This is a genomic window from Aeromonas sp. FDAARGOS 1414 (assembly GCF_019047065.1).
GTDB lineage: Bacteria > Pseudomonadota > Gammaproteobacteria > Enterobacterales > Aeromonadaceae > Aeromonas > Aeromonas veronii_A.
This window is the reverse complement of the sequence record NZ_CP077210.1, coordinates 2050251-2068416: the sequence shown is the minus strand read 5'-3', so window position 1 is coordinate 2068416 and position 18166 is coordinate 2050251. Positions and strand designations below refer to the sequence as shown.

Here is an 18166-nt window from a genome sequence, read left to right as displayed (position 1 = left end):
ACGTGACACTCTCTTTATGGAGGAGGCTTGGCCTCCTCGCTTTTCAGCTATGCGGGCAGGGGCAAGCCGCTGCCCGCTCGATGTTTGCGCAAGGACATTCCCATGGAACAGACAATGGCGATGCGCGCCACCCACCAGCGTGGTGAGCTGCCGCGCTGGCCGCTTACCACGGCTCAGGCGGGCATCTGGTTTGCCCAGCAAAAATACCCGCAGAGCCCCGCCTGCAATACCGGCGAATACTGGCTGCTGGAAGGGGCGCTGGCTCCCCATCACTTCACCCGTGCGGTGCGCCAGACCATCGACGAGATCCCCGGTCTGCACTGCGCTTTTGTGGCTACTGCCGATGGCCCGCAGATGGTGGCCAACCCGGCTTGCTGGCAGCTGGCAGAGCGGGATCTGCGCAGCGAAGCCGACCCGCTCGCCGCTGCGCAGGCCGAGATGCGTGCGCAGTTGGCCGTCCCCTTCAATCTGGCCGAGGGGCCGCTGTTTGCCACCACCCTCTATCGCCTGGGCGAGGGGCGGTGGGCCTGGTTTATTGCCGTGCACCATATCGCCATCGACGGCTTTGGCCTGAGTTTGCTCTGCCAGCGGGTGGTGAGCTGTTATGAGGTGCTCTGCGCCGGCGAGCAGCCTGCCACCTGCCGTTATGCGACTCAGCAGGAGTTGTTGGCCGAGGAGGCGGCCTATCAGGATTCGCCGCGCGCCGCGCGGGATCGCGATTTCTTCGTGCAGCAGCTGGCCGGGGTGGAGAACCCGGCGTCGCTCTCCCGCCGTCCGGCGCAAGGGCCGGGCTCCACATATCGTCTTGAGCAGCGGCTTGCTGGCCGCCAGTGGCAGGCATTGGTGGCACGGGCGAGTCGCACGGCCTGTCACCCCTACAGCCTGCTGCTGGCGGCGGTGGCCAGCTATGTGCAGCGGATGAGCGGCGCTGGCGAGGTGGTGCTGGGTATTCCGCTGATGGGGCGGCTGGGCTCAGCGGCGGCCGATACCCCCTGCATGAAGGTCAATGTGGTGCCCCTGCGCATCGAGCTGAGCGGCACCAGCCGGGTAGGGGAGTTGCTGGCACAGGTCGAGCGGCAATTTGCCGCCCTGCGCCGTCATCAGGGCTGCCGTCAGGAGTGGTTGCAACAGCGTCAGCCGGGCCAGCCGCTGTTTGGCCCTCAGGTCAACCTGATGCCCTTTGCCCGTACCCTCAGCTTTGGTGAAGGGCACAACCTGGTTCGTGGCGAGGTGCAGGTGCTGGCGGCGGGGCCGGTGGAGGAGTGCGCCTTCTACTTTGCCGAGGAGGCAGGCGCTATGACCCTGACCCTCGAAGCACATCAGGGGCGCTTCAGCCAACAGGAGAGTGAACGTCATCTGGACCGGCTGGTAGCTTATCTGGCGGCCTGGAGTGAGGCGGATGACGAGGCCCTGGCGGTGCGTTTGCCGCTGCTGCTGCCCTGCGAGCAGGTTGAGCTGACGCGCTGGAACCAAACCGACCATCCGTTGCCGACTACCACTCTGAGCGCACTGCTGGCCGAGGGGCTGGCGGCGGCAGATCAGAGCGCCATCGCGCTGGAGTGTGGCGCCGAGCGCTGGAGTGTTGCCGAGCTGCGCCAGCGTACCCGTCAGTTGGCCAGCTATCTGGCGGGAAGGGGCGTGGGCCCCGGTTGTCGGGTGGCGGTGGTGATCCCGCGCTCTCCCGAGCTTATTCTCGCCCAGCAGGCCATCATGGCGGTGGGAGCGGTCTACGTGCCCGTTGATCCGGACTATCCGGCGGAGCGGATCAGCTACATTCTCGCCAGCAGCGATCCTGCGCTGGTGCTGACCAGTTGTACGCTTCAGATGCCGCTCGATGTGGCTGCGCCACTTGTCTGCCTCGATGCCCCCGGTGTGGCAGAGCAGCTGGCGACAATAGACGTGGCGGGGATAGCACCTTGTGATCTGCCAGCCCCCAAACCGGAAGATGCGGCCTACATCATCTACACTTCCGGCTCGACCGGTCGGCCAAAAGGGGTGGTGGTGAGCCATGGCGCCATCGTCAACCGGCTGCTCTGGATGCAGCACATGTATCCCATCGGCCCGGCGGATCGGGTGCTGCAAAAGACCCCGGCCGGTTTCGATGTCTCCATCTGGGAGTTTTTCTGGCCCTTTATGACCGGGGCGCGGCTGGTGCTCGCCAAACCGGGCGGCCAGAAGGATCCCGCCTACCTTGCCGAGCTGATTGAGCAGGCAGGGATCACCACCTTGCACTTTGTCCCCGCCATGCTGCAGATCTTCGTCGCACAAGCCGAGCCTGCGCGTTGCCGCGCCCTGCGGCAGGTATTTTGCTCCGGCGAGGCGCTGCCCGCGGATCTGGTGCAGCGCTGGTATGGGACATTCTCAGCCCCCCTGCACAACCTCTATGGCCCGACCGAGGCGGCGGTGGATGTCACCTGGTATCCCTGCCGGGCAGACGAGGTGGTGACCAGCGTGCCCATCGGCTATCCGGTCTGGAATACCAGCATCCACATTCTCGACCCCTTGTTGCAGCCGGTGCCCCCCGGTGTGGCAGGCGAGCTCTGGATCGGCGGCGTACAGGTGGCGGAGGGCTACTTTGGCCAGCCCGAGCTCACCGCCGAGCGCTTTATTGCCAACCCCTTCGGAGCGGGACGGCTCTATCGCAGCGGCGATCTGGCCGCCTGGCGCGAGGATGGCGCCATCGAGTATCTGGGGCGCCTCGATTTTCAGGTGAAGATCCGCGGCCAGCGCATCGAACTGGAGGAGATCGAGCAGGTGCTGCTGCGCCATCCCCGGGTGGCGCAGGCGGTGGTGCTGGCCCCCGAATTTGCCCCCGGCGATCGCCGTCTGGTGGCCTATGTGGTGACGGCAGATAGCACAGATCTGACGCTGGCCGAGCTGGCACCCGCCCTTGGCGCTGCCTTGCCCGATTACATGGTACCGGGGTTCTTGGTAAACCTGGCTGAGCTGCCGCTTACCCCCAATGGCAAGCTGGATCGCAAGGGGTTGCCGCTGCCCGATATGGCGTCGGCGGTGGGTCAGTCGCTGCCGAAAACCCTGCTGGAGGAGCGGCTCTGTCGCCTCTTCGCCGAGATACTGGGGCTGGCGCGGGTCGGCGCCGACGATAACTTCTTTGCCCTCGGCGGCCACTCCCTGCTGGCGGCGCAGTTGGTGGTGCGTATTGAAGAGTCGACCGGACAGACTCTCACTTTGGCCAGTCTGTTCGAAGCGCCGAGCCCCGCCCAGCTGGCGCGTCGTCTTGGCGGCGAGCGGGAGGCCATGCCCATGCTGTTGCCCTTGCGGGCGCCCGGTGCGCAGTCTGGCACATCGTGTCCCACCCTCTTTTGCGTCCACCCCGCAGGGGGGCTCGGCTGGTGTTATGCGCCACTGGTGCCCCATCTGCCGACCGACATGGCGGTCTATGCCCTGCAGGCGCGGGCGCTCTGTCAGCCGGATGCCCCGCTGCCCGTCAGCTTCGACGAGTTGGCCCTCGACTATGTGACCGAGCTGCGTCGTCAGCACAACGAGGGGCCCTACTGGCTGCTCGGCTGGTCGCTCGGGGGGATGCTGGTGCACCGGATGGCCGCCATGCTGCAAGAGCAGGGACAAGAGGTGGCCATGGTGCTGCTGCTCGATGCCTACCCTTGTCAGCAGTGGCAGACCCAGCCGTTGCCCGACGAGCAGCGGATGCTCGATGCGTTGCTGCGGATGGGGGGGATTGCGGTGGCGGACGAGGCGCTCGATTCCCTCACTCGCGATGAAGTGGTGGCCCGACTGGGTGCAGAGGGGAGTGCGCTGGCCATGCTCGACGAGCAGGTGGTGAGCGCCATGATTGAGCTGGTGGGCCACAACAACCGGCTGATCCGTGAGCCGGTCGACTACTGCTACCACGGGGAGGTGATCTTTATCGAAGCATCAGCTTCCCGCCAGCCCTGGCTGGATGGGCGTGGCTGGGAGCCGCTGACAAAAGGGGAAATCCGCTATGAGCGCTTCCCCTGCCTGCATCAGGAGATGGTGCATCCCGACTGGCTGGCGAAGGTCGGTGTCCTTATTGGTGCGCGGGCCGATGGGGTCTGGCAACAACCGCACATCCGGCAGGAGGGGGACGCATGACCCCGGTTGCCGCTATCCGGGAAGCCTTGCTGGCGGGCAAGCTGGTGGGGCTGGGGGAGCCGCACTGGCACCCGGATTTTATCCGGCGCCAGCACGCCTGGCTCTGTGATCCGGCGCTCTGGGGTGTCATGACTGATCTGGTGCTGGAGTGCGGCAACCGCCGCCATCAGAGCTTGCTCGATGCCTGGCTGACGGGGCAGGAGAGCTGGCAGGGTGAGCCGCTGACGCTGGCCCGGCTCTATCCGGTCTGGCTCGACTCTTGCGCCTTTCCCGCCTGGATGGCCCCCGAGTTTCCTGCTCTCTTCACCACTCTGCGCCAGAGCAATCTGGTGCGCCCCGAACATATGCGGCTGCGGGTGCATCTCTGCGAGCCTTCATTCGAGTGGCAAGAGTTGACTCCGGAGCGGTGGCAGCTACACAACAGGGGGCGGGATCAGGCGCTGGCCGACTATCTTCTCGCACTTCCCCCCCGCGGCGTGGTGGTGCTGGCAGGGGCGCGCCATCTGCTCAAAGTCGCAGGGGATCCCCACTTTGCGCAGCCGACGCTGGGCCAGTTGCTGGAGGTGGCACGGCCGGGTTGGCTGCATGTCCTTCACCCCGGGCCAATGGTTGCTGGGAAGGGAGATGAGAAAGAGGAGCGGGTGTGCGAGTTGGCCGATATCACCACTGCTGACCTCTATCCCCACTGGCCGGCGCATCCGCCGCTGGAGACTCTTATCGACAGGCTGGTGCGCGTGGTTGACCGGGGACGGGAGATGCGAATTTGCCCGACCTTGCTGGCCGAGCCCTGGCGCAGCCGCTTGTTGAGTCGCGCTCACTTGCTGCCAGTTGGCATGGCCCGCCAGCTGCAACAGTGGCTGGCGTAGCTGCTGGTTGGAGTAACACCTGACAAGAAGTAACAGCTAACTGAAGTAACTCAATGGGGGAGCAAGGCTCCCCTTTTTCACATTTTGCATCCTGCATTCAGCGCTGCAAAGTTGCACCATTTACGGCATACCTTGCCACTCATCGCCGAAAATTCAGCTCCTTCGCTACTTTAAAGAAGTTTCTACTGGTCTTACCTGAGTAAATTCCTTTGCTTTTTATTTAACAAGGTATTTACATCTAGGTGTCACCAGCATCGGTGACGCTCACAACGGCAAGGAGCCAGTTATGACCCATGTCGACATCCCTTTCCTTCGTTACCTCGATGCGGAAGGGTGCCCGGTCGCCACCTTACCGACCTGGCTGGACAAGGCGATACTGCACACCTTCTACCGCAATATGGTGATGGTGCGCAGCTATGACAAAAAAGCGATTGCGCTGCAACGAACCGGCAAACTCGGTACTTTTCCCTCCCATCTCGGCGCAGAAGCCGTGGGGATTGGCATTGGTCTGGCCATGCAGCCGCAGGATGTCTACGTTCCCTACTATCGGGACATGCCCACCCTCTATGTGCGGGGCGTACCGATGGAGAAGAACCTGCAATATTGGGGCGGTGACGAGCGGGGGAGTTATTTTCTCAAACCCGATGGGACTCCCTCTGAAGATCTCCCTATCTGCGTCCCCATCGCCACCCAGATCACCCACGCCTGCGGTATTGCCTCGGCTTTCAAACTGCGTAATCAACCGCGCGTTGCCGTAGTCACCATCGGCGACGGCGGCACCTCCAAGGGGGATTTTCTAGAGGGGCTCAACTGCGCCGGGGTCTGGCACCTACCCATGGTCATCATCGTCAACAACAACCAGTGGGCTATCTCGGTGCCGCGCAAGCTGCAATCGAGCGCTCCTACGCTGGCCCAGAAGGGGATTGGCGCCGGGGTGCGCAGCCTGCAGATGGATGGCAACGATGTGGTGGCGGTCTACGATGCCGCCCGCAGTGCCGTCGAACGGGCCCGCAGCGGCAAGGGGCCGACCCTGATCGAGGCGGTCAGTTATCGCCTCGGCGATCACACCACGGCCGACGATGCCACTCGCTATCGCGATGGGGCCGAGGTCGAGGCCGCCTGGGCGAAAGAGCCGGTCAAGCGGCTGCGCCAGTTTATGCACAGCCAGGGCTGGTGGGATGAAGAGCAGGAGCAGAGCCTGCTGGCGGAGGCTACCCGAGAGGTCGAACAGGCGGTCTCCCGTTATGAGGCGATGGCGCCCCAGCCGCCGGAGGCGATGCTCGATTATCACTACGCCAGCCTGCCCGCCGAACTCTTGCCCCAGCGCGAGCGAGTGATTGCCAAGGGGATGAAGCAGGAGGTTGGCCATGAGTGAGATCAGTTTGCTGGAAGCGGTCAACATGGCCCTTCACTACGAGATGGAGCACGACCCGGATGTGGTGGTACTGGGCGAGGATGTGGGGGTCAACGGCGGGGTGTTTCGCGCCACCGTAGGGCTGCGCGACAAGTTCGGTTTCAAGCGGGTGATCGACACGCCGCTGGCCGAGGGATTGATCGCCGGGGTGGCGGTCGGCATGGCGACCCAGGGGCTCAAGCCGGTGGCTGAGTTCCAGTTTCAGGGCTTCATCTTCCCCGGGATGGAGCAGATCATCTGTCAGGCGGCGCGGATGCGAAACCGCACCCGTGGCCGCCTCTCCTGTCCCCTTGTCTATCGCTCCCCGTATGGCGCGGGCATTCATTCGCCTGAACATCACAGCGAGAGCGTCGAGGCGCTGTTTGCCCATATCCCTGGGCTACGGGTAGTGATCCCCTCCAGCCCGAGACGCGCCTATGGCCTGCTGCTCTCGGCCATCCGCGATCCGGATCCGGTGATGTTTTTCGAACCCGATCGCATCTACCGTTCGATGAAATCCGAGGTGGTGGATGACGGTGTCGGCCTGCCGCTGGATGTCTGCTTCACCCTGCGCCCTGGCCGCGATATCACGGTAGTGGCCTGGGGGGCCTGCATTCAGGAGGTGATGCGGGCAGCGAATCTGCTGGCCGAGCAGGATATCCAGTGCGAGGTGCTGGATCTGGCCACCATCAAGCCGCTGGATATTGAGACCATTCTCACTTCGGTGCGCAAGACTGGCCGCTTGCTGGTGGTACACGAGGCGTGTGGCAGCTTCGGGGTCGGAGCCGAAATCGTGGCGCGGGTGACCGAGCAGGCGCTTCCCAGCCTCAAGGCGCCGCCCAAGCGGCTGACCGGCGTGGATGCCGCCGTCCCCTACTATCGCAACGAGGCGTATTACCTCATCACCGAGCAGGATATCGCCGATGCCGCTCACCAGCTGATGGAGAACCAGTGGCTATGAAATTTTTCAAATTACCGGATCTGGGTGAAGGGTTGGCCGAAGCCGAGATCGTCGAGTGGAAGGTGAGTGCCGGTGATACCGTTGCGGTCGATCAGGTGCTGTTGTCGGTGGAAACGGCCAAGGCGCTGGTGGATGTACCCTCTCCGGTAGCCGGGGTGATTGCCCGTCTCTGCGGCGCCGAGGGGGATATCCTCCATATCGGTGCACCGCTGGTGGAGTTCGAGGGGGGCGAAGATGATGGCACCGTGGTGGGCAAGGTGAGCGCCCATCAGCAACATATCGAGGATCACTTCGTGGTGGGGGCCATTGCCCCGGGGGGATCGCTGGTGCAAGCCATGCCTGCCGTGCGCCTGCTGGCACAAAAACTGGGTCTGGATATCGAGCGGATCAAGGGGAGTGGCAGCGGCGGCATGGTGACCGAGCTGGATGTGCAGCAGGCATTCGAGGCCCAGCAGAGCAGTGGCAACGAATTCCTCAAAGGGTCGCGGCGGGCCATGGCCAAGGCGATGGAGCTCTCTCATCAGACTGTGGTGCCGGTCAGCATCACCGACGAGGTGGATTTGCGTCACTGGCGGCCTGATGAGGATGTGACGGTGCGCCTTATCAAGGCCATTGGCGTGGCGTGCCGCGCCGAGCCCTCGATGAATGCCTGGTTTGATGGCGACACCCTGTCACGGCGGCTGTTCAAAGAGGTCAATGTGGCCATCGCGGTGGATTCAAAGCATGGCCTCTATGTGCCGGTGATGGAGAACGTGGCCGAGCGGGAGGGGGCAGATATCCGGCAAGGGCTGGATCGGATGATCGCCGATGTGAAGGCGCGCGCCGTGCCCCGCGAGATGTTGCAGGGGGCGACCATTACGCTCACCAACTTCGGTGCCATCGCAGGCCGCTATGCCAGCCCCATCGTCACGCCGCCGCAGGTGGCCATCATAGGGGCAGGCAAACTGTTCGAAAAAGTGGTGTTCATCCATGGTGAAGCGCGTCCCGTCAGGGCATTGCCGCTGTCGATGACATTTGACCACAGAGCCTGCACTGGCGGGGAGGCGGCTCGTTTTCTCAGAGCGCTGGTCGAAGCGTTGGAAGCAGCCACCTTATAAGGGGTTGTGCCCTGTCATTGGCAGGGCACAAATTTGTTTGCGTAATCTACAAAGCCACGTATAATCCAAACCAGCTTGAAAGGGCGATAGTTATGTCAATGAATACGATGTTTCACATCTTGTCCTGTTGTTCATAAGTTAATCCCGTTTTTTGAGCTTTACCCGCTGAAAAGCATAAGTAATTATTTTGAATACAGGTTTAAAAGATATGTCTAACATGATCACCGGTACCGTTAAGTTTTTCAACGAAACCAAAGGTTTTGGCTTCATCCAGCAAGAAAACGGCCCGGACGTTTTCGTTCACTTCAGCGCCATTCAAGGTAACGGTTTCCGTACCCTGGCTGAAGGTCAGCGCGTACAGTTCTCTGTGACCCAAGGTCAGAAAGGCCCGCAGGCTGAGAACGTAACCGCTCTGTAATTCTTACAGAATTTAAGAAAGCCGTGGTACCTCTGGTGCCACGGCTTTTTGTTTATCTGGCTTCTGCTACTGACTCCCATGTGCTGAATCATGTTGCTATCGCTCCTGCTTGCTGCCACCTTGACTCCGACGTCCGATGCGCCGGTACCGGTTCAATCCGCGATGGAAGCGCAGGTGATCTGCCAGCAATTTGTCCAGGTCCGAATAGGCGCTGCGCTGCAACCTGATGAGGTGAATGCGCGACTGGTGCCTGAAAGGGAGGGGGAGTGGCTGGTGGATGGCAAAGTAAAAGGACCCGAAGGTCCTTTGCTGTTTGCCTGTCATCTTCACCAAGGGGAGCGCTGGGAGCTACTCAACTTTTCGCTCTGGGCACCACAGCCGGTCAAAGCGGTTTGAGTGCGACCAACAGATGTTGCAGGTGTTCAACCATGGTCATGCCAAACGGGGTGAGATAGCCGCCATCTTCTGCGCTGATGAGCCCCTGTTGATGCAGACGGGCTGCCGCCTGGCACAACTCTTCAGACATATCGCTGCGTAATTTAATCCCCAGGCTCATGTTGGCCGGATCAAAGCATGCCAGTATTTTCAAATCGTTCACGAATTCGTTAGAAACCTGGTCGATCCCAATCATGGATTTACTCCTTACGCTAAAGATGTATGCAAACTAGCATCCCCGGATCCACTTTAGTGGGCGCTGGCTCAAATTATTGATCTTTGGCTGGATGCTGCGTTTCAAATGCTGTTTTTTTCGGCGTAATCAGATGGTTGGCTGACAGCTTCGTCAAGGGCCGAGCCGGACCAAACGTGGTAGGATAGGGCACTTCTTTATATCGGACGGTCTATTGGTGGCTGTTCGCCCTGTTCAAGGTATCGCTCATGGTCAAGATCACTCTGGTATCCCTGCTGCATTCACTTTGTACCCGCTTTCCGGTTTACCCCGCTGCTTCGTTGACGTCCCTGCTGGATGCCCATCAGGGCGAGGTATGGTTACCTGCACGCAAGGGGGCCGACATTGCGCTGTTACGCAAGCATGCCAAGGGGGCTCATGAGCTGGCGTCACTCGATGCGGGCTGGTGTGATTTTGCCGCCAGCGACAGCGGTGATTCACCCGAGCTGGATGCACTGGCCAACTACGACAGCGAGATGATGGATAACCTGCTGATGTACTGGCACACCGCCGCCAAGATCAACAGCCCGATCACCGATAACCTGTTCGAGTTGCGCCGCGAAGTGGTGGATGAGGCCCACGGTGCCAAACTCGCTGCCGCCTGGGAGCAACAGCAACAGCTGCGTTTTGAGCAGCTGATGGCGATGGCGGCCAATGGCCAGGATCTGCTCTGCTTTGTCGAGGTGGAGTCCGCCTACTGGCTGCGGCAAAAGCTGAGCGAGCAGCCTGATGTGGAGCTGATCACCCCTGCGTTGTAAAAGGGGCGATATGATGGCTGGCGGTCTCGCTATCGAGGAGGCTGCTCTATCCTTATTTGCGTCATTGTCCTCCCCATCCGGTGCCAAGGGGCTGCAAGCTGGACAAGCTGACGACAAGATGTGAACATGGCGCCCTTTATCGAGAGAGAGACTTGGCCAATGAGCTATGAACTGAGCGACACCGAGCGCAATGCCGCGCTGCAACTGAACGCTGATTACCGTTACGATCACTTCATCAGCAAGCTGGTCGAGCATGAAGAGCTGTTCGTCCTGACTGACGAGCATGGCGTCATGATGCTGACCACCGACGATGAAGATTGCATCCCGGTATGGCCGCACCCGGAGTACGCCAAGGCGTGGGCCGAAGGTGAGTGGGCCGATTGCAAGCCGCAGTCTATCACCCTCAAGGTATGGCTGGAGCGCTGGGTTGACGGTATGGAGCAGGACGAGCTGTGTGTTGCCGTGTTCCCGACCCCGGATCAGGAAGGGATCGTGCTGGAGCCGGCCGACGTGGCTGACGCCATTGCCGAGAAGCAGGCCAAACGCGGCTGATCACCGCTCGATTCGCAACACCGGTTGCCAACAAAGCCCCCGCTATCTGGCGGGGTCTTTGTTTTTGGTCAGTTTGCCAAACGAGTTGTCGCTATCAGGGCTGGCGATAGGTGGTGTCGATGATGGGCTCGGCCGGGAAGGTCTTGCCGCTCTTGATGGCTGCCTTGGTCTCGGTTTTTAGCTCTTCATCGATCCACAGCAGACCGCCATAGCTGTAACCGCTGTTGTCGCCACCGAGGGGCCAGTAGAGCTGCTCGCTCTTGGGCGTTGCAGGTACTTTTGGCAGTTTTATCCAGCGCCAGGCGCCTTCCCGGGTGTAGGGCACCTGATAGGCGGGGACGAAGCTTGCCAGCTCATAGAGCCGCTGCTGGATCTGCCGTGACAGGGCCGCCTTTTTGGTAAAGTCGAACTCCTTGTCATACTGCTCCACCAAGGCCGTGATGGCGTCATCATCGATGTTCATGATGTTGTTGGTCTGGGGTTTGTTGGCGTTGACCTTGTGGAAGAACTCCCAATAGGCGGGATAGCGGCTACCCGCCCAGGCCATCCAGGCGCTCTGGTGTTTTTTCTCCAGCATCGATTTGAACCCGGCCGAGGCATCCATCAGGTTGAGCTCCAGATTAAGCCCCGCCTTCTTGGCCTCTTCCCGCAACAGCGTGAGCCGCTGGGCGTGCTCTGCGGTGGTGTAGGTGATGGCGAGGGTCAGTGACTGCCCCTTGTCGTTTTGCAAAATCCCCTGCGGCCCCACTTTGTTAAAGCCTGCCTTGGCAAAGTATTCCCGTGCCAGTTTGGGATCGAACGGACGGGCCTTGATCTCGCTGTTGGTAAACTCACCCTGACCTGAGCCATAACTGTTGAGTCGCTGGTAATCCCCCCGCAGCAGGGTGGTGAGCATCTTGTCGAGGTTGAGGGCATGCTGGATCCCGAGCCGCACATCGAGATTATTCAGCAGCGGATCGGCGGTGTTGAGATAGAGCCCCATTGGCGATTGCGGGGTCTGGTTGTAGAACCAGGTACGCGTGATATAACCCTTCTCGAACTCCGCGGTTTTGGTCTTGTCGTGCCACCAGTTGGGCATCACCAGCGGGAAGGTGTCGAGATCGCCGCGCAGGAAGTGCTGCCAGGCGATGTTCAGATCCCTGAGCACCTTGATCTCGATCCGCGCAGGATTGAAGCGATGCTGGAAGTAGCGCTCGTCATCCCCCCACCAGTTTTCAATCCGCTTGAAGGTGACCGATTTGCCCTTTTTCACCTGATCGATCTGATAGGGACCGGTGACCGGCAACACCTTCCAGTTGTACTCCTTGACCCAGTTGGCGGTGAGCTTGATGGCGTGGCTCGGCTCCGGGCTGATGGGCAGCGATTCGAGCAGATCCTGGCGGCTCTTTTCGGTGCCGCTGGTGATGGCCAGGGTGTGATCATCAAACTTGGTTATGTCTGCTATCTGGGTGCTGTAGTAGTTGTTGTACCAGGGGTCGTTGATCTCCTTGCTGCGCATCATCTTGAGGGTAAAGAGCCAGTCATCGGCGGTGACCGGTTGGCCATCTGACCAGCGTGCCTTGGGATTGATGCGAAAATAGAGGGTCTTGTTGTCGGCGCCGAAGGCCCACTCGTTTGCCAGCATCGGCATGGGGTTGCCGGTGACGGGATGAGTGCTCAGCAGTGGCAGGTTGGTTTCCCGCACGTAACCGGCAAAGCCGCCGTTGGAGTCGGGGCCATATTTGCGCAGGGTCAGGGGGAAGCTGGTCATAAAGGTGCGAAAGGTGCCGCCGCGTTTGGCGGCCGGATCGGCATAGAGAGGGTCCTGGTTGTTGCTCTCCCACTTCAAGTCAGCGGGCAGTGTGGCACTCCAGCCAAACGGGCTCCAGCACAGGGTCAGGGTGATGGCGGTGGCGCGAATGATAGGGGGGAGGCGGCGCCCCCCGGCGGCGGTGGTCGATGGCATGTCCTTGCTCTCCTGAAGTCTGCTTCCTGCAGATCACGCACTGGTGATGTCAGTCCCGATGGGGACTGGCTCATCATGAAAATTTTATCCTGTCAGGTCAATGAAATAGCGTAAATGGGCAGGCGCTCATCATGTCGCTCTCTGTGGTTTGAACCAGCGCAGTCGGCTACCCAGCAGATGGACCACAAAGCCGAGCAGCACCAGAGCTGAGCCCAGCCACTGCAAGGGTGTTGGATGTTCATCGAGCAGCAGCGCTGCCGTGACCATGCCGACACAGGGGATCAGCAGGGAGAGCGGTGCCACCTGCGCCACCGGATAGCGCATCAGCAGTCGTCCCCACAGGCCGTAACCCAGCCAGGTCGCGACATACGAGAGATAGAGCACGCACAGCAATCCCTGCCAGCTGAAGTCGCGCAGGCTGCTGGCCATCAGCTCCGGCCCTTCGAACAGCCAGGAGAGGGCGAAAAATGGCAGGATGGGCACCAGACCGCCCCAGGCGATCAGGCTCGGCAGCGTGGTCTGGTAGCGCAGACCAATCTGGCGATTGATGACGTTGCCAAGGCCCCAACAGGCGGCGGCACACAGCGTCAGGATAAACCCGAGCAAGGTCAGGTTGCCTTCACCGTGAGTGGCGATGAGATAGAGGCCGAATCCCGCCAAGGGCAGCGCCACCCAGTGGTGGGATTGCCAGCGCTCCCCCAGCCAGATCATTGCAAAAAGCAGGGTGAACACCACCTGGGATTGCAGCACCAGCGAGGCCATACCTGCGGGCATGCCGAATTTCATGGCACTGAACAAAAATGCGAATTGACCGAGGCTGATGGCGCCGCCATAGGCCAGCAGCCAGCGCCAGGGCATGGCGGGTTTGGGTACCAGCAAGATGGCGGGGAAGACCACGCCGATAAAGCGCAGCGCACCCAGCAGCAGTGGGGGGATCCCCTCCAGCCCCCACTTGATGGCCACGAAGTTAAGCCCCCAGCAGAGGATGACCAGAGCGGCCAGAAACTTGTCTTTGGTGTGCATGCGGTGTCCTTCGGTCTGTGGCCTCTGCCATGAGAGGCCAAAAGAGGACGAGCATACCCCCGCCAGGGTGGGCGCCGTCAAGCCGACCGGCGGGGGAGCAACCCGGCAACGGGGGCCAGGTGCGATTCAGGCAGAGACGCAGTGCACTGTGATGCCGCGTGCGGCCAGGGTGGCCCGCATGGGGGCGGGCAGGGCATCGTCGGTAACCAGCACGTTGATCTGGCCCGGCGCGCCAAGCTGGCTCGGGTGGATGGCGCCAAATTTGCTGCTGTCGGTGATCACCACATTGGTCATCCCCTTGGCCAGCACGCTGTTGACCACGTCGGCCCGCATCATGTCGCGGCCGGTAAAGCCCATCTCGGGATGAAAACCGTCGACCCCGATAAAGGCCTTGGAGAAGTGCACCTGCTCGATGCAGAGGCGCGTGAGCGGCCCCACCACGCTCTCGCTCTGATGCTGGAACAGCCCGCCGAGCAGCACCACCTGAGCCGGGGTATCTTTGAGCAGATGGGCGATATAGCTGCTGATGGTGATGATGGTGACCCGTTTGTGCAGGGCCAGATGGCGCGCCAGCATGGCGTTGGCACTGCCCCCTTCGATAAAGACCGTTTCGCCATCTTCCACCAGCTGGGCGGCCCGCTCGGCGAGGCGCTCCTTGAGCAGGTAGTTGATGTTCATCCGGGCATCGGGGTCATCGGTCTCCAGCGCCATGGCCGAGCCGTGTACCCGTCTGAGCAGTCCCTGTTTCTCCAGCGCGGTGAGGTCGTTGCGCACCGTCACCTCAGACACACCTGTGTGTCGGGAGAGTTCACTCACGCTCATCTTGCGAGCCTGATGGACCAGAGTGAGGATCAGTTGGTGGCGTGGATTCATGGTGCGCTCGCATGCAAGGTGGTGGATAGCGGAAAGCCACCCGAGGGTGGCTTGCCAATCATATGACGTCACAGGCGCCATGGGGAGCGCCCCGTCAGAGACTGTGCTCGGTGCGGGCGATGATATCATCTTGCGCATCCGGGGATAAGGCGGTGAAGAAGGCTGAATAGCCCGCCACCCGTACCACCAGATCCCGGTACTGATCCGGATTGGCCTTGGCTGCCAGCAGGGTTTCCCGCGAGACGATGTTGTACTGCACGTGCCACCCCTTGTGCACCTCGAAGAAGGTGCGCAGCAGGCTCATCAGCTTGGCCTTGTCCCGCTCGTTCTCAAGGCTCGCCGGACTCAGCTTCTGGTTGAGCAGCACCCCGCCGAGGATGGCCGCCGTGGGCAGCTTGCCGATGGAGTTGAACACCGCCGTCGGGCCGAGACGATCCGAACCCGACGAGGGGCTGGCCCCTTCCGCCAGCGGCGTGCGGGCGTGGCGGCCATCCGGGGTGGCCATGGTGGCGGCACCGAAGGGGACGTTGGCCGAGATGGAGGAGGTGCCGGCATAGTAGGTGCCGCCGATGGGGCCACGGCCGAAGCGGGTGTTGTGCAACCCCTTAAGCTCGTCGATGTAGCTCTGGTAAGCCTGCACCAGCAGCAGGTCAACCTCGTCCAGATCGTTGCCATATTTGGGGGCTGCATTGGTGAGGCGCTGGCGCAGCTGCTCCCCCGCCAGTCCTGAAAAATCTTGCTCGAGTGCTTCGGCCAGCTCTTGCTGATCCACTATCCCCTGTTCGAACACCAGTTTCTTCAGGGCCGCCAGACTGTTGCCGAGGTTGGCGATCCCCACCTGCAGACCTGAGACCCAGTCATAGACGGCGCCCCCCTCCTTGATGGTCTTGCCGCGCTCGATGCAGTCATCCACCAGGGCGCTGCAGAGGATGTCGTGGGCCTGAGCCTCCAGCACGCTGTCGACCACACAATCGATCTCGATGGATTTGCGGGTGAAGTAGCGCACCTGCTCGTCCCAGCGGGCCATCACCTCGTCAAAGTTGCCAAAGCTCCCGTCTCGCAGCGACTGGGGCTGGGGCAGGAATACCTTGCCGGTGGTGGCATCGCGGCCGCCATCAAGGGAGGCCAGCAGGATGCGGGCGAAGTTGATAAAGCTCATGCCGGTGCAGCGATAGCCCCACTTGCCGGGCACGGCTGTCTCGATGCAACCGATAGCGGCGTAGTGGTGGGCATCCTCCACGCTCACCCCGAGCTTGATGAACTCGGGGATCACCACCTCGTCGTTGTTGAAGGCGGGCATGCCAAAGCCGCAGCGGATCACCTGAATGCAGGCATCGAGGAAATCCTCGCTCATCCCGGCATGGTAGCGCACCGAGAGGTTGGGCTGGGTGGATCTCAGCTGGCCGCAGGACTCCAGAATCGCGTAGGAGAGGCCGTTGACCGCGTCATGGGCACTGCCATCCCGCCAGTTCTGGCCGCCGATGGTGACGTTTTGATAGAGCGGGCTGCCGGCGGATGCCTTGGAGTGGGTGCCGGAGCGGATCTTGTTCACCTCCAGCAACTTGAGCCAGCACCCTTGCAGCAGCTCGATGGCGCGCGTCCGAGGCAGGGATTCCGACAATTCCACCTCGCGGCGATACCAGGGGTAGAGGTACTGATCCATCCGGCCAAACGACACCGAGTGACCGTTGGATTCGATCTGCAGGAGGAGCTGGATAAAGTAGCAGAGCTGCAGCGCCTGCCAGAAGGTCTCGGGGGGCTGGTGGGCGATGTGGGCGCAGTTGAGCGCGATGGTCTCAAGCTCGTTTCGGCGCTCGGGGCGAGATTCTTGTGCTGCCATATCATGGGCAAGTGCGGCGTAGCGCGAGATGTGAGCGCTGACCGCATCCAGAGTGATGGCGACGGCGTGCAGGAACTGCTCGCGCTGCAGATCGGCCCAATCCGCCAAATCCAGCCGACTGCGGCGCTCGGCCACCTTGGCCTTGAAGCCATCGAGCCCCAGCGTGAGCAGCTCCTCATAGTTGACCGCGAGGTGGGCATCCCCCGAGGTCATGTTGCCCTCGGCCTTGATGATGCCGCTCTCCAGCAGCGCTTTCTGCTCGTCGGTAAAGAGGCCGAAGCAGCGATCCTGCACCGTCTGGCCGCGCCAGAAGGGGGTGAGGGCGTGGATGATCGCCTTGTCGGTTTCGCTGACTGCAAAACCGGCGCCGGGGCGATCTGCCAGCTCGTCGACCTCCTTCTCAATCCAGCTCACCGTGTATTCGGGAAAGAGCGGCGCCGCCCGTACCTGACTGGCCTGATTGCCGACGATCAGCTCGTCGTGCTTGATCCAGATGGTGCGTTCCTTGAGGTGATGGGCCAGAGCCAGGGCGCGGCGCACCGGCAGCGGCCGGGCGAGATGAGTCTGATAGGCCTCGGTATAGTGGCGGGCCCGCTCGGTACAGACCGGCGGCTGAACGATGTGGATCAGGCTCTCTTTGTGGGCGCGGATCCGCGGGCTCAGGGTATTGAGGTCGAGCTGGGTCATGATCTTATCCTCTGGTCACAGGGGTCAGCCCCTGACGTTGGGCGTATGCGTGGGCAAAGTGGAGTAAATCGGGGTCGTCAAACGGTGTCTCAGGCGCCTGATAGGGCAGATCCAGCAGGGCATATTTGCCCATCCCCAGCGTGTGGTAGGGGAGGAAGTGGATCTCCTGCACCGTGCCGAGGCTGGCAGCGGTGTCGGTGATGGCTTCGATCGATGCGTGGTCGGCATTGAAGCCGGGAATGAGTGGCACCCGGATCTGCATGGGCACGCCGCGCTCGGCGAGGCGCTTGAGGTTCGCGATGGGCAACTCCACCTTGCCGCGGGTCCAGTGGAAGAAACGTTCTTTATCCACGTGTTTGAGGTCCGCCAGCAGCAGATCCAGTGAGGGAAGGCTTTGCTCAATCTGGTGCCAGGGCACATGCAGGCAGCTCTCGACCGCGGTGTGCAGCCCTTCGGCCTTGCAGCGGGCCAGCAGGTTGGCAGCAAATTCGGGCTGCATAAACGGTTCGCCACCTGAGAGGGTGACGCCACCGCCGCTGCGCTCGAAGAAGGGGCGATCCCGCAAGATGGTGTCCATCAGGGTATCCAGGGTTTCATCGCGGCCGCACACCTGCAGCGCTTCGCTTGGGCAGAGGCCGCGCAGCCGTTCCATATCATCGGCCTTGAGGGCAGAACGGCTGAGCTGGATGCCCTCGCTGTCACGTAAGATTGCCGGACAAGCCTGGCTGCAGAGCTGGCATCCCTCGATGCACTGGCGCCGGTCGAGTAGTATGTCCGGCTTGGGAGAGCGGCTTTCCGGGTTTTGACACCAGCGACAGGCCAGCGAGCACCCCTTGAGAAACACCAGGGTGCGAATGCCGGGGCCATCGTGAGTTGAATATCGTTGCAGGTCGAAAATCATACCGCCTCCTTTTGTATTTGCATTCTATTTGCTTTCATTCGAAAGTTGATTTGATTTCGATCAAGCTGTTTGCAGATGTTTTCTCGCTAGAAT

At 61.5% G+C, this 18166-nt stretch carries 15 protein-coding genes; 9 read left to right on the top strand and 6 right to left on the bottom strand.

Translation table 11 applies throughout. The annotated features are described in order from the left end of the window. The first annotated feature begins 102 nt into the window (after positions 1–102). From I6L44_RS09080 to I6L44_RS09050, 7 genes are all read left to right on the top strand, one after another. Positions 103–4092, top strand: a complete 3990-nt coding sequence (locus I6L44_RS09080; RefSeq protein WP_216954135.1) for a non-ribosomal peptide synthetase — start codon at positions 103–105, stop codon at positions 4090–4092. Continuing rightward, the gene (locus I6L44_RS09075) at positions 4089–4958 is read left to right on the top strand and encodes a hypothetical protein (RefSeq protein ID WP_216954133.1); all 870 of its coding nucleotides are present in this window, start codon (positions 4089–4091) and stop codon (positions 4956–4958) included. Before I6L44_RS09080 ends, I6L44_RS09075 begins: the two co-directional genes overlap by 4 nt. Before the next feature lie 286 nt (positions 4959–5244). Further along, positions 5245–6333 carry a pyruvate dehydrogenase (acetyl-transferring) E1 component subunit alpha gene (gene pdhA / locus I6L44_RS09070; protein WP_216954130.1) on the top strand — a complete coding sequence of 363 codons (1089 nt, stop codon included), beginning with the start codon at positions 5245–5247 and terminating at the stop codon, positions 6331–6333. Next, positions 6326–7312 (top strand): alpha-ketoacid dehydrogenase subunit beta, encoded by a 987-nt coding sequence (locus I6L44_RS09065; protein WP_201903690.1) that lies wholly within the window; start codon positions 6326–6328, stop codon positions 7310–7312. The genes pdhA and I6L44_RS09065 overlap by 8 nt, the downstream gene beginning before the upstream one ends. Further along, positions 7309–8409 (top strand): dihydrolipoamide acetyltransferase family protein, encoded by a 1101-nt coding sequence (locus I6L44_RS09060; RefSeq protein ID WP_005359484.1) that lies wholly within the window; start codon positions 7309–7311, stop codon positions 8407–8409. Before I6L44_RS09065 ends, I6L44_RS09060 begins: the two co-directional genes overlap by 4 nt. A gap of 208 nt (positions 8410–8617) precedes the next feature. Further along, positions 8618–8827 (top strand): cold-shock protein, encoded by a 210-nt coding sequence (locus tag I6L44_RS09055; protein ID WP_005302803.1) that lies wholly within the window; start codon positions 8618–8620, stop codon positions 8825–8827. A 90-nt stretch (positions 8828–8917) separates the two neighbouring features. Further along, entirely contained in the window at positions 8918–9223 is a 306-nt protein-coding gene (locus I6L44_RS09050) for a hypothetical protein (protein WP_021231075.1), read from the top strand. On the opposite strand, the gene I6L44_RS09045 is transcribed toward I6L44_RS09050, so the two are convergent. After that, a complete protein-coding gene (locus I6L44_RS09045; protein ID WP_005334209.1) occupies positions 9210–9458 on the bottom strand; it encodes a TIGR02647 family protein in 249 nt (82 codons plus the stop codon). The genes I6L44_RS09050 and I6L44_RS09045 overlap by 14 nt on opposite strands. 245 nt (positions 9459–9703) lie before the next feature. Here I6L44_RS09045 and I6L44_RS09040 point away from each other — a divergent pair, with 245 nt between their 5' ends. After that, positions 9704–10252, top strand: coding sequence for a hypothetical protein (locus tag I6L44_RS09040; RefSeq protein WP_216954128.1), 549 nt, complete (start codon positions 9704–9706; stop codon positions 10250–10252). A gap of 159 nt (positions 10253–10411) precedes the next feature. Then, positions 10412–10804: a DUF2750 domain-containing protein gene (locus I6L44_RS09035; protein WP_005334204.1), complete on the top strand. Its 393-nt coding sequence runs from the start codon at positions 10412–10414 to the stop codon at positions 10802–10804. A 94-nt stretch (positions 10805–10898) separates the two neighbouring features. Here I6L44_RS09035 and I6L44_RS09030 read toward each other — a convergent pair whose 3' ends face one another. From I6L44_RS09030 to I6L44_RS09010, 5 genes are all read right to left on the bottom strand, one after another. Continuing rightward, positions 10899–12749, bottom strand: a complete 1851-nt coding sequence (locus I6L44_RS09030; protein ID WP_216954126.1) for an extracellular solute-binding protein — start codon at positions 12747–12749, stop codon at positions 10899–10901. A gap of 129 nt (positions 12750–12878) precedes the next feature. Continuing rightward, complete coding sequence (locus tag I6L44_RS09025; RefSeq protein WP_216954125.1) at positions 12879–13772, bottom strand: EamA family transporter; 894 nt, start codon at positions 13770–13772, stop codon at positions 12879–12881. Positions 13773–13898: 126 nt separating this feature from the next. Beyond that, positions 13899–14645 carry a DNA-binding transcriptional regulator YciT gene (locus tag I6L44_RS09020; protein ID WP_216954124.1) on the bottom strand — a complete coding sequence of 249 codons (747 nt, stop codon included), beginning with the start codon at positions 14643–14645 and terminating at the stop codon, positions 13899–13901. A 94-nt stretch (positions 14646–14739) separates the two neighbouring features. Beyond that, positions 14740–17172 carry a formate C-acetyltransferase/glycerol dehydratase family glycyl radical enzyme gene (locus tag I6L44_RS09015; protein WP_216954123.1) on the bottom strand — a complete coding sequence of 811 codons (2433 nt, stop codon included), beginning with the start codon at positions 17170–17172 and terminating at the stop codon, positions 14740–14742. 4 nt (positions 17173–17176) lie between these two features. Next, positions 17177–18073: a glycyl-radical enzyme activating protein gene (locus tag I6L44_RS09010; protein WP_216954122.1), complete on the bottom strand. Its 897-nt coding sequence runs from the start codon at positions 18071–18073 to the stop codon at positions 17177–17179. Positions 18074–18166: the final 93 nt, after the last annotated feature.

Excerpts from the sequence above, each read along its gene's own strand:
- I6L44_RS09065 (WP_201903690.1), top strand. The coding sequence starts at position 6,326 with ATGAGTGAGATCAGTTTGCTGGAAGCGGTCAACATGGCCCTTCACTAC.
- I6L44_RS09040 (WP_216954128.1), top strand. The coding sequence starts at position 9,704 with ATGGTCAAGATCACTCTGGTATCCCTGCTGCATTCACTTTGTACCCGC.
- I6L44_RS09015 (WP_216954123.1), bottom strand. The coding sequence starts at position 17,172 with ATGACCCAGCTCGACCTCAATACCCTGAGCCCGCGGATCCGCGCCCAC.
- pdhA (WP_216954130.1), top strand. The coding sequence starts at position 5,245 with ATGACCCATGTCGACATCCCTTTCCTTCGTTACCTCGATGCGGAAGGG.
- I6L44_RS09055 (WP_005302803.1), top strand. The coding sequence starts at position 8,618 with ATGTCTAACATGATCACCGGTACCGTTAAGTTTTTCAACGAAACCAAA.
- I6L44_RS09075 (WP_216954133.1), top strand. The coding sequence starts at position 4,089 with ATGACCCCGGTTGCCGCTATCCGGGAAGCCTTGCTGGCGGGCAAGCTG.
- I6L44_RS09030 (WP_216954126.1), bottom strand. The coding sequence starts at position 12,749 with ATGCCATCGACCACCGCCGCCGGGGGGCGCCGCCTCCCCCCTATCATT.
- I6L44_RS09045 (WP_005334209.1), bottom strand. The coding sequence starts at position 9,458 with ATGATTGGGATCGACCAGGTTTCTAACGAATTCGTGAACGATTTGAAA.
- I6L44_RS09025 (WP_216954125.1), bottom strand. The coding sequence starts at position 13,772 with ATGCACACCAAAGACAAGTTTCTGGCCGCTCTGGTCATCCTCTGCTGG.
- I6L44_RS09080 (WP_216954135.1), top strand. The coding sequence starts at position 103 with ATGGAACAGACAATGGCGATGCGCGCCACCCACCAGCGTGGTGAGCTG.
- I6L44_RS09020 (WP_216954124.1), bottom strand. The coding sequence starts at position 14,645 with ATGAATCCACGCCACCAACTGATCCTCACTCTGGTCCATCAGGCTCGC.
- I6L44_RS09050 (WP_021231075.1), top strand. The coding sequence starts at position 8,918 with ATGTTGCTATCGCTCCTGCTTGCTGCCACCTTGACTCCGACGTCCGAT.
- I6L44_RS09010 (WP_216954122.1), bottom strand. The coding sequence starts at position 18,073 with ATGATTTTCGACCTGCAACGATATTCAACTCACGATGGCCCCGGCATT.
- I6L44_RS09035 (WP_005334204.1), top strand. The coding sequence starts at position 10,412 with ATGAGCTATGAACTGAGCGACACCGAGCGCAATGCCGCGCTGCAACTG.
- I6L44_RS09060 (WP_005359484.1), top strand. The coding sequence starts at position 7,309 with ATGAAATTTTTCAAATTACCGGATCTGGGTGAAGGGTTGGCCGAAGCC.